At 62.9% G+C, this 13016-nt stretch carries 15 protein-coding genes; 6 read left to right on the top strand and 9 right to left on the bottom strand.

The window, feature by feature from the left end:
• Positions 1-10 precede the first annotated feature (10 nt).
• The 3 genes from NKI22_RS26950 to def are packed head-to-tail and all read right to left on the bottom strand — an operon-like array spanning position 11 to position 1993.
• A complete protein-coding gene (locus tag NKI22_RS26950; RefSeq protein WP_352816639.1) occupies positions 11-520 on the bottom strand; it encodes a GNAT family N-acetyltransferase in 510 nt (169 codons plus the stop codon).
• Positions 517-1446, bottom strand: coding sequence for a methionyl-tRNA formyltransferase (gene fmt / locus NKI22_RS26945; protein ID WP_352852497.1), 930 nt, complete (start codon positions 1444-1446; stop codon positions 517-519). The genes NKI22_RS26950 and fmt overlap by 4 nt, the downstream gene beginning before the upstream one ends.
• Before the next feature lie 16 nt (positions 1447-1462).
• On the bottom strand, positions 1463-1993 hold the full coding sequence (def, locus tag NKI22_RS26940) for a peptide deformylase (protein ID WP_352816642.1): 531 nt from the start codon (positions 1991-1993) through the stop codon (positions 1463-1465).
• Positions 1994-2096: 103 nt separating this feature from the next.
• On the opposite strand from def, the gene NKI22_RS26935 reads away from it, so the two are divergent.
• Entirely contained in the window at positions 2097-3359 is a 1263-nt protein-coding gene (locus NKI22_RS26935; protein ID WP_352816666.1) for a DNA recombination protein RmuC, read from the top strand.
• A 43-nt stretch (positions 3360-3402) separates the two neighbouring features.
• Here the strand turns inward: NKI22_RS26935 and NKI22_RS26930 are convergent, their stop codons facing one another.
• The 3 genes from NKI22_RS26930 to NKI22_RS26920 all read right to left on the bottom strand — a co-directional run bounded on the left by NKI22_RS26930 (position 3403) and on the right by NKI22_RS26920 (position 5753).
• Positions 3403-3807, bottom strand: a complete 405-nt coding sequence (locus NKI22_RS26930; RefSeq protein WP_352484328.1) for a GFA family protein — start codon at positions 3805-3807, stop codon at positions 3403-3405.
• Between the two features lie 67 nt (positions 3808-3874).
• Positions 3875-4837 carry a cation diffusion facilitator family transporter gene (locus tag NKI22_RS26925; RefSeq protein WP_352938596.1) on the bottom strand — a complete coding sequence of 321 codons (963 nt, stop codon included), beginning with the start codon at positions 4835-4837 and terminating at the stop codon, positions 3875-3877.
• A gap of 106 nt (positions 4838-4943) precedes the next feature.
• Positions 4944-5753: a transglutaminase-like domain-containing protein gene (locus NKI22_RS26920; RefSeq protein WP_023718185.1), complete on the bottom strand. Its 810-nt coding sequence runs from the start codon at positions 5751-5753 to the stop codon at positions 4944-4946.
• A gap of 215 nt (positions 5754-5968) precedes the next feature.
• Between NKI22_RS26920 and NKI22_RS26915 the strand changes: the two genes are divergently transcribed.
• Both NKI22_RS26915 and sugE read left to right on the top strand, forming a co-directional pair.
• On the top strand, positions 5969-6094 hold the full coding sequence (locus tag NKI22_RS26915; protein ID WP_013528464.1) for a hypothetical protein: 126 nt from the start codon (positions 5969-5971) through the stop codon (positions 6092-6094).
• Between the two features lie 153 nt (positions 6095-6247).
• Positions 6248-6562 (top strand): quaternary ammonium compound efflux SMR transporter SugE, encoded by a 315-nt coding sequence (sugE, locus tag NKI22_RS26910; RefSeq protein WP_352484330.1) that lies wholly within the window; start codon positions 6248-6250, stop codon positions 6560-6562.
• Positions 6563-6645: 83 nt separating this feature from the next.
• Here sugE and NKI22_RS26905 read toward each other — a convergent pair whose 3' ends face one another.
• Positions 6646-7074, bottom strand: a complete 429-nt coding sequence (locus tag NKI22_RS26905) for a DUF6481 family protein (RefSeq protein ID WP_352484331.1) — start codon at positions 7072-7074, stop codon at positions 6646-6648.
• 231 nt (positions 7075-7305) lie between these two features.
• Here NKI22_RS26905 and NKI22_RS26900 point away from each other — a divergent pair, with 231 nt between their 5' ends.
• From NKI22_RS26900 to NKI22_RS26890, 3 genes are all read left to right on the top strand, one after another.
• A complete protein-coding gene (locus NKI22_RS26900; protein ID WP_352495037.1) occupies positions 7306-8364 on the top strand; it encodes an LLM class flavin-dependent oxidoreductase in 1059 nt (352 codons plus the stop codon).
• 118 nt (positions 8365-8482) lie between these two features.
• Positions 8483-9643 carry an AI-2E family transporter gene (locus NKI22_RS26895; protein WP_352548080.1) on the top strand — a complete coding sequence of 387 codons (1161 nt, stop codon included), beginning with the start codon at positions 8483-8485 and terminating at the stop codon, positions 9641-9643.
• Positions 9644-9800: 157 nt separating this feature from the next.
• Positions 9801-10802: an LLM class flavin-dependent oxidoreductase gene (locus tag NKI22_RS26890; RefSeq protein ID WP_352495038.1), complete on the top strand. Its 1002-nt coding sequence runs from the start codon at positions 9801-9803 to the stop codon at positions 10800-10802.
• A gap of 157 nt (positions 10803-10959) precedes the next feature.
• Here NKI22_RS26890 and NKI22_RS26885 read toward each other — a convergent pair whose 3' ends face one another.
• Positions 10960-11583, bottom strand: a complete 624-nt coding sequence (locus NKI22_RS26885; RefSeq protein WP_352790263.1) for a L,D-transpeptidase — start codon at positions 11581-11583, stop codon at positions 10960-10962.
• 255 nt (positions 11584-11838) lie between these two features.
• A complete protein-coding gene (locus NKI22_RS26880) occupies positions 11839-12858 on the bottom strand; it encodes a LacI family DNA-binding transcriptional regulator (protein ID WP_023718178.1) in 1020 nt (339 codons plus the stop codon).
• Positions 12859-13016 lie beyond the last annotated feature (158 nt).

Genomic DNA, 13016 nt, shown 5'->3' with positions numbered 1-13016 from the left:
CGAGGCGAAATCAGGCGGCGAGGGCTGAGCCGAAGGCCGAGGCGTAGACCAGCCTGCCGGTCTCCGGCGCCTCGCCCCAGGCAAGCGCCTGCAAAGCCTCGCCTTGGTAGTCGCTCTCGAATTTCGCTGCACGGGCGCGGCTGTAGCCGAAGCGGCCATAGTAGGCCGGATCGCCGAGCACTACGGCGAGCGTCTCGCCGGCGGCTTTCAGGCGGATATGCGCCTCGCGGACCAGGGCACCGCCGATGCCGGTGCCGTGGAACGACGGCTCGACCGCCAGCGGCGCCAGCGCGACTGCCGGGAAGCTCTTGCCGCCATTCTGCACGAAGAGCCGTGAAAACAGGATATGGCCGACCACTTGCCCGTCTTCCTCCGCCACCAGTTCGACGACGGCATCACCGCCGGTGACCAGCGCGTCGACCAGTCCGGCCTCCGCCTGCTGGCCGAATGCGTGTTCTTCGACAAGGCGGATCGCCTCGCGGTCCCGCGGCGTCGCCGCGCGTATGGACATCATGCTCATGACAATTTCATTCCTTTTTCGAGCTTGGCCCCGCGCAGAAACTCCTGCGCGGCAATGGGCCTTCCGCCCGCACGTTGAACTTCGACCAGCCTGATCGCGCCTGACCCGCAGGCGACCGTCAGCCGGTCATCGAGAATTCCTCCCGATTCGCCGGCGCCTTGCGAGAGCGTCGAGCGAAGCAGTTTCAGCCGTTCCACGCGGCCGCCGATTTCGGCCTCGCACCATGCACCGGGAAAGGGCGACAGGCCGCGAATCTGGTTGTGCACGTCGCCGGCAGGTCGCAGCCAGTCTATGCGAGTCTCCGATTTATCGATTTTCTTGGCGTAGGTCACCCCCACCTCCGTCTGTGTGGTAAATGTCAGCGTATTCCGCTCCAGCCGTTCGACCGCTTGCACCATCAGCGCAGCACCGAGGACCATCAGCCGGTCGTGCAGATCGCCGGCCGTCATGTCGGGTCCAATGGCGCATTTTTCAACCATTGCCACGGGGCCGGTGTCGAGGCCTTCCTCCATCCGCATCACCATCATGCCCGTCTCGGTATCGCCGGCCATGATGGCGCGCTGGATAGGGGCAGCGCCGCGCCAGCGCGGCAATAGCGATGCGTGGCCATTGAGGCAACCGAGCCGAGGTGCCTCGAGAATAGGTTTGGGCAGAAGCAGCCCGTAGGCGACCACCACGGCGACGTCGGCACGCAAGGCGCGGAACGCCTCCTGCTCCGCCTCGCTCCTCAGCGACACCGGCGACCGCACCTCGATGCCAAGCCGCTCCGCCTCGCGCTGCACCGGCGACGGCGTCAGCTCGAGCCCGCGCCTGCCCGCGGCGCGCGGCGGCTGCGTGTAGACGGCTGCCAATTCATGCCCTGCCCCGGCGATCGCTCGCAGCGTCGGCACGGAGAATTCGGGCGTACCCATGAAGATGACACGCAGGGGCATTGGTCGACCCCTATCCCACCATCTTGCCCGGCGCCTTGTCCCTGGCGAGCTTCTTGAATTTCTTGACCACCATGTCGCGCTTCAGCTTGGAGATGTGGTCGATGAACAGCACGCCGTTGAGATGGTCGATCTCGTGCTGCAGGCAGGTCGCCATCAGCCCCTCGGCCTCGATCTCCTGCAGCTTGCCGTCGCGATCAAGGTACTTCACCCGCACCGCCGCCGGACGCTCGACCTCGGCATAGTAATCCGGGATCGACAGGCAGCCTTCCTCGTAGACCGAACGCTGGTCGGAGCTTTCGAGGATTTCGGGATTGATGAAGACGTGCGGTGCCGGCGTCTCATCCTCCTTGGCGAGGTCGATCACCAGCATGCGCAGGGGTTCGCCGACCTGGATCGCCGCGAGGCCGATGCCGGGCGCGTCATACATGGTGTCCAGCATGTCGCCGGCCAGTTTGCGCAAGTCACCGTCGACACGCTCGAGCGGTTTTGAAACCTGGCGCAGGACGGGATCGGGGAGGATGATAAGCGGCTTGATCGACATGGCGTCTCACCTAAGACGTCGCACGAAAAGCGTCAACCGGGGCGGCCACGGGCCGTTCACGTTTTGATCTATGCCGACGTTCCGAATCATCTATGCTGTCGGCATGAACGAACTGGCCACCATCCTGTCCGAACCTGTCGCCCGGCTCGGCGCCACCACGATCACCCTCGGCCATGCCCTGGGTTTCGGCGCAGTGCTGTTCGTCGGGCTGTTCGTGGCGTTGGTCATTGCGCTGTGGCGATCGGCCAAGGCGCGGACTGTGGCGGCCGCCGAAGCCGCCGACCACGCCCGCGACGCCGAGGTGCGGATGGCCGGCATCTTGGCAAGCCAGGCGGAAATGCAGGGCCGCATGGGCGCCATCGCAGAAGTGTTCGGGGCACGCCAGGCGGAACTGACACAGTCGATCGGCCAGCGCCTCGATGCCATGACCGGCCGCCTAGGCCAGACCATGACCGAGCAGACGAGATCGACGCATGAGAGCCTCGCCAAGCTGCAGGAGCGGCTGGCGGTCATCGATATCGCGCAAGGCAACATCCAGTCGCTGGCTGGCCAGGTCGTGCAATTGCAGGCGATCCTTTCCAATAAGCAGACGCGCGGCGCCTTCGGCCAGTCGCGCATGGAAGCGATCGTCGCCGATGGATTGCCGCACGGCGCCTATGAATTCCAGGCGACCTTGTCGAATGGCAGCCGGCCCGACTGCCTGGTGAAGATGCCGAACGGCGCACCGTCGCTTGCCATCGACGCAAAGTTTCCGCTCGAGGCCTGGAATGCCATCCGGGCCGCCGAAGGCGCCGACCTGCAGAAGTCCGCCGCACAGGCTTTCCGCCGCGATATCGAGGTGCATGTCCGCGACATCGCTGAAAAATACCTGATCCAGGGCGAGACTCAGGATACCGCCTTCATGTTTGTTCCCTCTGAATCGGTGTTCGCCGAAATCCATGAGAATTTCGAGGCGGTTGTCCAAAAGGCGCATCGTTCGCGGATCGTCATCGTCTCGCCGTCGCTTTTGATGCTGTCGATCCAGGTCATCCAGGCAATCCTCAAGGATGCACGCATGCGCGAGCAGGCGCACCTGATCCAGGGCGAGGTCATCCGGCTGATGGAAGACGTCTCTCGGCTCGACGAGCGGGTGCGCAAATTACAGACGCATTTTGGCCAATCGGCCAAGGATATCGAGGACATCCTCGTCTCGACGTCGAAGGTGACCAGGCGCGGACAAAAGATCGAGGCGCTGGAGTTTGGCGTGCAGCCGGCGGAGGACACCGCTGGGTCGAATGGCAGCGGAGCAAAAGCGGAAAGCAGCGCGCGTGTTGCCGATTCGAAAACCGGGCAGCTGAGGCTAAGGGTCGTCGAAGGCGACGATTGAGAGCTACGCCGGAACCGGAGCCGAGGCTTCGCCCGGTCTGGCGCTACTGCTCCTCGATGATGGTTGTGCCTTCGAATTCCGGCAGCCAATGCAGCGCCGAGCGATGCCAGATCTGCTTTCTCGGCACCAGTTGATCGCGCTGCCATGCCGTGCCGACCCTGATGCCGTAAACCTTCGGTCCCGCGCCCGCCGACGTGGCGTAGAGATGCGAGCCGCACTCACCGCAAAATGCCTGAGCGCGCTTGGCACCACTCGAACCGGTCTTGATGTAGATTTTCGGCGCGCCCTTGGTGATCGTGTAATTGTCCTCGGACGCCGGCACGGTGACGCGAAAGGCCGTTCCGGTTAGCTTCTGACAATCGATGCAGTGACAAATGGTGGTCTTTTCCGGATCGACCTCGGCCTCGTAAGTAATGGCGCCGCAATGACACCCGCCGTCGATTTTCATCTTCGTTCCTCCTGGAGCTTTTGCGCGCAATCATAACCGGGACTGCCCGATGGCGCAGCCATTTTCCTCAGGCCGGCTCCCCTCCGGACGCCGCCAAGGCCTTGCTCCGCCGTTCCCAGGTGCCGGTGGTCTGCGGCTTGACGAACAGGCGCGTGACCTCCGGCATCTCCGCCTTCAGCCGTGTCTCGAGGCGTTCGACGCAGGTCTCTATCTCGGGCGCCGACAAGTGGTCCTCGAACTCGATGCTCAGAGCGGCGACGATCTCCTGAGGCCCCATATGGAGCGTCAGTACGCCATTTGCCCGCTGCACCGCCGGGTCCTGCTGGACAATGGCCAGCACTTTCATTTGCATCTCGGGCGAGGCCGGCTCGCCGAGCAGCAGGCTCTTGCTTTCGCGGGCCAGGAAGATCGCGGTCGCGCCCAGGATCAGCGCGATGCCGATCGACGCGGCGCCGTCGAGCTTCGGCATGTCCAGCAGTTCCGCCGCCAATATGCCGGCGAAGGCGACAACGAGGCCGAGAAGTGCCGCGCTGTCCTCGAAGAGTACGGTGTAGACACTCGGGTCCTTGCTGAGCTGCACCGCCTCGAGCCAGCCGTGGCTGCCTTTTTGGTGGCGGAACTCGTTCAGCGCCACCAGCCAGGAGGTGCCTTCGAACAGGAAGGAAAGGCCAAGTACAGCGTAGTTCACCTTTGCGTTGGCAATCGGCTCCGGCGCCATGATGTGCGTCACGCCTTCGTAGAACGATATGCCGGCGCCCAGTGCAAAGACGAGGAGCGCGACGATGAAGCTCCAGAAATACAGCTCGCGACCATGGCCTAGCGGATGCGTCCGATCGGCCGGCCGGGCGGCGCGGTGCATGCCGTAAAGCAGCAGGCTGCCATTGCCGGTATCGACGAGCGAGTGGACGCCTTCCGAGAGCATTGCCGAGCTGCCCGTGAACAAGGCAGCGGCGAATTTGGTCAGGGCGATCGCAAGATTGCCGGCGAGCGCCGCATAGATCACTTTTTTCGACCCGCCATGCGCCGCCATGGTGTGCTGCCTTGGTTGATGCACCGAGATTAGCGGAGCACGCCCACGCTCCACAGCTCGAACAACGCCCGAAGTGTCGAGTTGTTCAAAAGGGCAGCGCGAGAGGCTATTCGATGACCTCCTCCGTCCAGACCTTGAAGCCAGCCAGCGCGCCCGGTCCAAAAATGTGGGTGAGTGGGACATCGGCGGCATCGCGTCCGGAGGCAATCAGGATGCGGCCGATGCGCGGCGCGTTGTTGCGCGGGTCGAACGCGTGCCAGCGGCCGCCGAGATAAACCTCCATCCAGGCGGCGAAATCCATGTCCGACCACGGCTTTGGCAGGCCGATATCGCTGATATAACCGGTGCAGTAGCGGGTCGGGATGTTCAGGGCGCGGCAGAAGGCGACTGCGAGGTGGGCAAAGTCGCGGCACACACCACTCTGCTCGCGATAGGCTTCGGCTGCGGTGCGTGTCGGCCGTGCATTGAAATAGTTGAAGACGATATGGTTATGGACGAAGTCGCAGACCGCCTGGACGCGCGGAATGCCGAGCGGCGTATTGCCGAACAGCCGCCAGGCTTCGTTCGCCAGCACGTCGCTCTCGCAATAGCGGCTGGGCAGCAGGAACAGCAGCGTCTCCGACGGCAGATCGCGCACCTCATGCTGCCATGCCGTCAGCTCGCGCGTCTCGAAGGAGCCGGGGTCGCGGATGACCGCGTCCGTGCCGAACGCAAAGCGCCCGGCCGGCGCAACGAGACGGTTGCACCAATTGCCGAAACTGTCGCGATAGCTTTCGATCGGCACCGGCGGGTTCGACGTCAGGAAGTCCGGCCGCTCGAGATCGGATGCGCGCGAATAATGGACGTTGAGCATCGCGATCAGCGGTGTTTCCTGCGGGAAGTCGAAGCTCATCTGGCAACCGATGTGGATCCGCATTGTCGTCCTGACCGGACTGCGCGATCATCAGCCGGCGAAACGCAAGGGCTGATGCTGCAGTGCGAAGAGGACCATCGCACGGACCGCTGCGGTTTACGAGGGAATTAGAAACCGGTTGACAGCCATCGGCCAAGGCGACTGCACGGCAGCGGCCTCTTGCAGTCTAGCGTTTTCTCTTGTTTCACTTCGCCAGACATCAACCGGAGGAACGAATCATGGCTAAAGGTGCGATGAAGGCAGGCAAGGAAGCCCGCAAGCCGAAGAAGGACGCGAAGAAACCCGCTCCGGCGCCGGCCCTGAAGGCACCGCCGGTGAAGGCGATGAAGCTGAAGGACAAGTAGGGCCGCAGCTACCGTTTTGGCTTATTTCGACCGGCCGCAAATGCGGCCGGTATTGTTGTTCATTAAGCGCACGAGCATCCCATATGGATGCGGCGAAGATAGTTTTTGCGCTTTCAAGAGATCGGCCGGGAGCCATCGAAACGGAGCGTTCCGATGTCGTGGATTTTCCTGTTCTTCGCCGGCCTGTTCGAGATCGGCTGGGCGATCGGCCTAAAATACACCGACGGATTCTCGAAGCCGCTGCCAACCGTCCTGACGGTAGCCTCGATGATTGTCAGCCTGACCTTGCTCGGCCTGGCGCTGAAGGCACTGCCGGTCGGCACAGCCTATGCGGTATGGACCGGCATCGGCACCGTCGGCACGGCGCTGTTGGGGATATGGCTGCTCGGGGAGCCGGCGACCGCGATCAGGCTGGCCTGCATCGCGCTCATCGTTTGCGGCATTATGGGACTGAAGCTCGCGGCTTAAGTCGGCCCGACAGACCAAACGCCTTCAGGGCCGCTGCAAGGCGGCCCTGATTCTTGAATTCGGCCGATCAGCGCCGGAAGGCGCTATCGGGCGGAGAAGCCGGGCGGCGTCCTGCCGGTGCGCTGCTTGCGCGCGGCATAGCGTGCGTCACGCTTGGCCTTGCGTTCGGCCTCGTCGGCAAGAAAACGGGCGATGCGCTCGTTCTCTTCAGCTTCCCGGATCTTCGCTTCGGCCTGTGCTGCCTCTTCGGCGGCAATGCGTGCCGCTTCGGCAGCTGCCTCGCGCTCGGCCTTTTCGGCCGCTTCGCGCGCCAGCTTTTCCTGCTTCAGCCTGGCCTTTTCGGCCTCGCGTATCGCGCGGGCCTCGAGGACTGCCTTGCGCTCGGCCTGTCGTGCCAGCACCGCTGGATCATCTGCCGCCGGCTTTGCCTTGAAGCGCTCCAGAAGCGCCTTCTTTGCCTCGTTTGCGGCATTGCGCCGCTCGAAAACGTCTTTTTCCCTGTAGATAGCCAAGTCCACTTCCCTGGAGTCAATTTGCGAGGCTTACATACGCGTGAAAACCGAGAGTTCAAGCGCCAAAACGGTATGCCAGCCATGAAATTCTGATCTGTTGCAACCGGGAGACGCCATTTCGATCGAATTCGGCTGAAAGCCACCCGCACTGTTCACCATCCAGGCCTCTGGCGGCGCAGCGGACTGATCGCTACCTGTAGCGCCAAGACAAAACGCTAGGATGACACCACTATGGAACTCGGTCTCTACACCTTCGCTGACGTCAGCCCGGAACCGGGTCCCGGTGCGATCGGTGCGCATGAGCGGCTGCGCAACCTGATCGAGGAGATCGAGCTCGCCGATCAGGTCGGGCTGGACGTCTTTGGTCTCGGCGAGCACCACCGTCCCGACTATGCTGCCTCCGCTCCGGTGGTGGCGCTGGCGGCGGCTGCCGAACGAACCAAGCGCATAAGGCTGACCAGCGCGGTCACCGTTTTGTCCTCCGACGATCCGGTGCGCGTCTTTCAGCAGTTTGCCACCCTCGATCTTCTGTCCGGCGGCCGGGCCGAGATCATGGCCGGGCGCGGCTCGTTCATCGAATCCTTTCCGCTGTTCGGCTATAATCTCGAAGACTATGACGAGCTCTTTGCCGAGAAGCTCGACCTGCTGCTCGCCATCCGTGATCATGTCAAGGTGACCTGGTCGGGCAGTCTGCGCGCGCCGATCAACGATCGCGGCGTCTATCCCCGGCCCTTTCAGGACAAATTGCCGATCTGGATCGCGATCGGTGGTACGCCGCAATCGGCGGCGCGGGCTGGCGTACTCGGGTTGCCGCTGGCTCTGGCGATCATCGGCGGCGAACCGGCGCGGTTTGCACCACTGTTCGACATCTACAGGGATGCAGCCAGGCGGGCCGGCAGCGATCCGGCGAGCCTTGCCACCAGCCTCAACGTGCACGGCTTCATCGCCGACACCGCCGACCAGGCAGCCGACGATTTCTACAGGCCGCAGGCCGAAGTGATGAACCGCATCGGCCGCGAGCGCGGCTGGGGGCCGACGTCGCGGGCTCATTTCGACCAATCGCGCGGCCCGAACGGCGCCCTGTTCGTCGGCAATCCAGAACAGGTGGCGCACAAGATCATTGCCCAGCACAGGATATTCGGCAACGACCGCTTCCTGCTGCAAATGGCGATCGGCACCATGCCGCACGCCAAGGTCATGAAGGCTATCGAACTCTACGGCACCAAGGTGGCGCCGATCGTGCGCCGGGAAACTGCGAAGGCCGTCGCCGCGGCAGCGCCGGTTGCCTGATTCACCAGCAAAGCCGCGAGGCGGCCTTGCCGGTGACGCCGGCTAACGGAACCTTGAAGCCGCAGAGGCGTTTTCGCCAACGGTCTACACCAATCGCGGTGTGCCGCCGAGGGTCAGAATGAAGGCCGAACCCGCCGCTTCGGGCGCAAGCGCTGCCGAAAGCCCGGATTCGCGCGTCGAGGCGCGGGCGGATGCGCATCTGATGCGTTCGCTGCTCGTCGGCATCTTCATCCTCATGGCGATCTACGCGCTTTACTTCGCCCGCGCCTTCTTCATGCCGGTCATTCTGGCTTTTCTGCTGGCGCTGACGCTGACGCCGATCGTTCGCTTCCTGCGCAAGCATGGCATGCCCGATGTCATTTCGGCGACACTGCTGGTGCTGCTTTCGTTTTGCCTCGTCGCCGTCGCGGGATATCTGCTCAGCGGCCCGGTCATCGACCTCATCAACAACACCTCGACGATCGGCCAGCAGCTTACCGAACGTCTGGCACAACTGCGCCGTCCGTTCGAACGGATCGTGGAGATTTCGCGCCAGATCGAGGGCCTGACACAGACGTCCCAGGAGCCGGGCGTTCAGAGGGTGGCGATGGCGCCATCGGGTATTCTCTCGCAGGCCGCCGGCAATGTGCTGTCGGCCGGCGCCAGCGTCACCATCGTCTTCGTCCTGTCGCTGTTCCTGCTCGCCTCGGGCACGATGTTCTATGAAAAGATCGTCCAGTCCTTCCCCAGTCTAAGCGAAAAGAAGCGGGCGCTGCGCGTAGTCTATGACGTCGAGCGTGAAATCTCGCACTATCTGCTTACTGTCACGGTCATCAATACATGTCTCGGCGTGGTCATCGGGCTCGGCCTGTGGGCACTCGGCGTGCCCAACGCGCAGGTCTGGGGCGCGGCAGCGGCCTTGCTCAATTTCCTGCCCTATATCGGGGCGCTGACCACCATCACGCTGGTCACGATCATCGCGCTGATCAGCTTCGACACGATTTCCTATGCGCTGCTGGCGCCGGCCTTCGTCCTCTTATGCGACGTCGTCGAAGGCCAGTTCGTGACGCCGACGGTGGTCGGCCGCCGTCTCGAGATCAACGCCGTGGCGATCCTGATCGCCATCGCCTTCTGGTCGTGGCTATGGGGTTTCGTCGGCGCGCTGATGGCGGTGCCGCTGCTGGTCGTCATCAAGGTATTCTGCGATCATTTCGACGGTCTCAGCCATTTCGGCAATTTCCTCGCGGCGCAGCACACGGCGGTAATCGAGGATGAAGAGATTTCCGAGCCAAAAAGGTAGCGGCTTAAGAGCCCAAAAGCGTCACTGATTGGTGTGCATATCAACGACCTTGCATCGGTTGCACATCCGTCAGGCGCACAGCGCTCGATCAACATTTTGAATTTGCCGCCCCGGCAACGGCTTCCTACATCCGTCCGGTCCACAGGAATCCCCGCCGATGACCGCTCTTTCCGTTCTCGACCTGTCGCCGATCGTCGAAGGCAGCAATGCTTCGCAGTCGCTCGCCAATTCGCTCGATCTCGCCCGTCATGCCGAGCGGCTGGGATATAAGCGCTACTGGCTGGCTGAGCATCACAACATGCCAGGCATCGCCAGCGCCGCCACCTCGGTGGTCATTGCCCATGTGGCCGGAGGTACCCGTACGATACGCGTAGGCGCCGGCGGCGTCATGCTGCCCAATCATTCGCCACTTGTCATCGCCGAGCAATTCGGCACGCTCAACGCTCTGCATCCCGGCCGCATCGATCTCGGCCTCGGCCGGGCGCCCGGCACCGACATGCCCACGGCACGGGCGCTGCGCCGCAACCTCGACGCTGGCGCCGACAATTTCCCGCAGGACGTCGTCGAGCTGATCGGTTACTTCCAGCCAGCCGAAGACGGCCAACGCATCCGCGCGGTGCCCGGCGAAGGCGAAAAGGTGCCGATCTGGATTCTCGGCTCCAGCCTCTACGGCGCGCAGCTTGCCGCCACGCTCGGCCTGCCCTACGCCTTCGCTTCGCATTTTGCGCCGGCCGAGCTCGACCATGCGCTGGAGATCTACCGCTCGCGCTTCCAGCCTTCGGAGCAGCTCGACAAGCCCTATGTGATGCTCGGCCTCAATGTCTTCGCTGCTCCTTCCGATGCCGAGGCGCGGCTGTTGTTCACCTCGCTGCAGCAGGCCTTCGTCAATCTGCGCACCGGCCGGCCCGGCCGATTGCCGCCGCCGGTCGAAGGATATGAGCGCGACCTCGATCCAATGGCCAAGACCATGCTCGGCCAGGCGCTTTCCTGCGCCGTCGTCGGCTCCCCCGAAACGGTCAGGCAAGGCATCGAGGCATTCGTGCGCCGCACCGGCGCCGACGAACTGATGGTCACAGCGCAGATTTTCGACCATGCGGCGCGGGTGCGCTCGTTCGAGATCCTGACCGACGCCCACAAATCGCTGTCGGAAGCTGCCTGAGAGCTGGTTCGCCACTTGGCACTGTTGCGGGCAAGGCCGGCCTTAGGCAGGGAACATCGCGAACAGGTGTGCGAAGACATCGCGAACAGTTCGCGCGCTTTACGCGGAGAGTTTTCGATCCGTCATGCTCGTCTGTTAGACGGAAACGCGGCGTCTACTAAATGACGATCACCTTGGTGCCGATTGTGGAGCGGTTGTAGAGATCGATGATGTCCTGGTTCATGAGGCGAATGCAGCCCGCCGACACAGCTTTGCCGATGGACCACCATTCAGGGCTACCGTGCAGGCGATATCCAGTGTCACCTTTCTCGTTGAAAAGATAGAGCGCCCGCGCCCCGAGCGGGTTCATGAGTCCGCCCTCCATATGAGCCGGTATGATGCGGCCCCGCTTCTGCTCGCGCACGATCATCGCAGACGGCGCGCTCCAATCCGGCCATTCGCGCTTCCTCGCAACGTGAGCAGTGCCATGCCACTCGAAGCCCGCCTTGCCAACGCCGATTCCGTAGCGCAGCGCCTGACCGTCTCCCAACACGTAGTAGAGGAACTTCGCTCCTGTATCGACAATGATGGTGCCAGGCGCCTCTTCAGTCGCATAAGGCACTGTCTGCCGAAAGAACTTTTGGTCAACCTTGTAGATCGGAACCGGCGGAACGCGAAAACCGGCGTCGGTGAGGCCGCCATAGGCCGAGGGGAAAGTCTTTAATGCGCCGCCGGTGGTGCAGCCGAAGAATGCGACCATCCCAGCAAGTACCAGCCCGATTAGGATCGATTTCACGCGCATGACTCAAGCCGGCGCCCGTGTGAGCGATCAGCCGCATCTCGTCATATTCCTAATCCGACATGCTTCGATTGCCAAGATTTTCCTGCTTGTCGGCGGGCTGATTGTTGGCCACTTGGCTCGATCAGCGCCGCGTCCTTCAATTGCTCGGTTTTCGAACGACGAACGCCCGTAGCGGCTGCGAAAGGGCCGGGGTCGGCAGGACAGAGGGAGCGCTGTCCGTCCGGCATTACAACGTTTCTGAACAGAGCCCAAGCGCTACGCGCTGACGCTTTGTGCGATCGCGCCAAGTGGCCGGCATGAATTGCGGATCATCAGGCGTCCCTTGAGCGTCAGCTTGCGCGGCGGCGCATCCCTGTTGCCGGCGAGCCGGTCGAGCAGCAGATTGGCCGCCTGTTCGCCAATCGCCTGCACCGGCTGTGCGACCGTGGTCAATTGCGGCCGGAACACATCCGACCACGGAAAATCGTCGAAGCAGGCGACCGAAATATCCTCCGGACAGGACAGGCCGATATCGCGGATGGCCTTCATCGTGCCGATCACCATCGGGTTGTTGGCCGAAAAGATGGCGCTCGGCCGGTCGTGCAGCGAAAGCAGCTGCATGGTGGCGTTGTAGCCATCGACTTCGTGGAAATTGCCGAAGCGGACGAGCTCGGGCTCGGCCGGCAGGCCCGCGGTCTGGAGGGCTTCCCGGTATCCCGCCATGCGGTCATGCATCGGCGAGATATCGAACGAGCCGGAGATGTAGCCGATGCGCCGATGGCCGAGATCGATCAGATAAGTGATGGCGTCGAACACCGCGCGCTGATTGTCGAGAACGACGGCATCGGTGTCGACACCCTGGCAAACACGGTCGAGTAGCACGACCGGCACATTGGCGTCGTCGACAATCCGTTTGAGGATCGCGCCGTCGCCGACACGCGCGACGATCAGCCCGTCGACCATCCGGTCGAGCAGCAGCCTGATCTGGTCGTCCTGCGTGTTCAGGTGCTCGTCGGTGCAGCACAGCATGACGGCGTAGCCGGCCCTGTCGAAAGCCTGCTGGATCACCGAAACCACGTCGGTAAAGAACGGGTTGGTGATGTGTGGGACGGTGAGCCCGATGGTGCGTGTGGTGCCCATCTTGAGGCTGCGGGCGATGGCGTTGCGCTTGTAACCGATGTCGCGGATCGCCTGTTCGATGCGCTGGCTGAGCTCGGGGCTGACGGTCGCGGTGCCGTTGATCAACGCCGATACGGTGGCCACGGAAACACGCGCCGCTTCGGCCACGTGAAGCATGGTCGGTGCAGTGGATTTGCGCTGCTTTTTTCGTCCTGACGCTGTCATTTTCGAAACGTTTCACCACTCCGCGGCAGCAATACGTACGGAATCTTATGGTTTTGCGCAAGAATTGAAATGGAACAATCTTCGACACCAGATATTGGCTTGACATGATC

The sequence above is a fragment of the Mesorhizobium sp. M0778 genome (assembly GCF_040320105.1).
Lineage (GTDB): Bacteria > Pseudomonadota > Alphaproteobacteria > Rhizobiales > Rhizobiaceae > Mesorhizobium.
The sequence above is the reverse complement of the archived record's forward strand: the minus strand, read 5'-3'. Positions and strand labels throughout refer to the sequence as shown.

Coding starts and splice junctions, on each gene's coding strand:
- NKI22_RS26950 (WP_352816639.1), bottom strand. CDS start 520: ATGAGCATGATGTCCATACGCGCGGCGACGCCGCGGGACCGCGAGGCG.
- NKI22_RS26895 (WP_352548080.1), top strand. CDS start 8,483: ATGAAGGCCGAACCCGCCGCTTCGGGCGCAAGCGCTGCCGAAAGCCCG.
- NKI22_RS26900 (WP_352495037.1), top strand. CDS start 7,306: ATGGAACTCGGTCTCTACACCTTCGCTGACGTCAGCCCGGAACCGGGT.
- NKI22_RS26925 (WP_352938596.1), bottom strand. CDS start 4,837: ATGGCGGCGCATGGCGGGTCGAAAAAAGTGATCTATGCGGCGCTCGCC.
- NKI22_RS26890 (WP_352495038.1), top strand. CDS start 9,801: ATGACCGCTCTTTCCGTTCTCGACCTGTCGCCGATCGTCGAAGGCAGC.
- sugE (WP_352484330.1), top strand. CDS start 6,248: ATGTCGTGGATTTTCCTGTTCTTCGCCGGCCTGTTCGAGATCGGCTGG.
- NKI22_RS26885 (WP_352790263.1), bottom strand. CDS start 11,583: ATGCGCGTGAAATCGATCCTAATCGGGCTGGTACTTGCTGGGATGGTC.
- def (WP_352816642.1), bottom strand. CDS start 1,993: ATGTCGATCAAGCCGCTTATCATCCTCCCCGATCCCGTCCTGCGCCAG.
- NKI22_RS26920 (WP_023718185.1), bottom strand. CDS start 5,753: ATGCGGATCCACATCGGTTGCCAGATGAGCTTCGACTTCCCGCAGGAA.
- NKI22_RS26935 (WP_352816666.1), top strand. CDS start 2,097: ATGAACGAACTGGCCACCATCCTGTCCGAACCTGTCGCCCGGCTCGGC.
- NKI22_RS26930 (WP_352484328.1), bottom strand. CDS start 3,807: ATGAAAATCGACGGCGGGTGTCATTGCGGCGCCATTACTTACGAGGCC.
- NKI22_RS26915 (WP_013528464.1), top strand. CDS start 5,969: ATGGCTAAAGGTGCGATGAAGGCAGGCAAGGAAGCCCGCAAGCCGAAG.
- NKI22_RS26880 (WP_023718178.1), bottom strand. CDS start 12,858: ATGCTTCACGTGGCCGAAGCGGCGCGTGTTTCCGTGGCCACCGTATCG.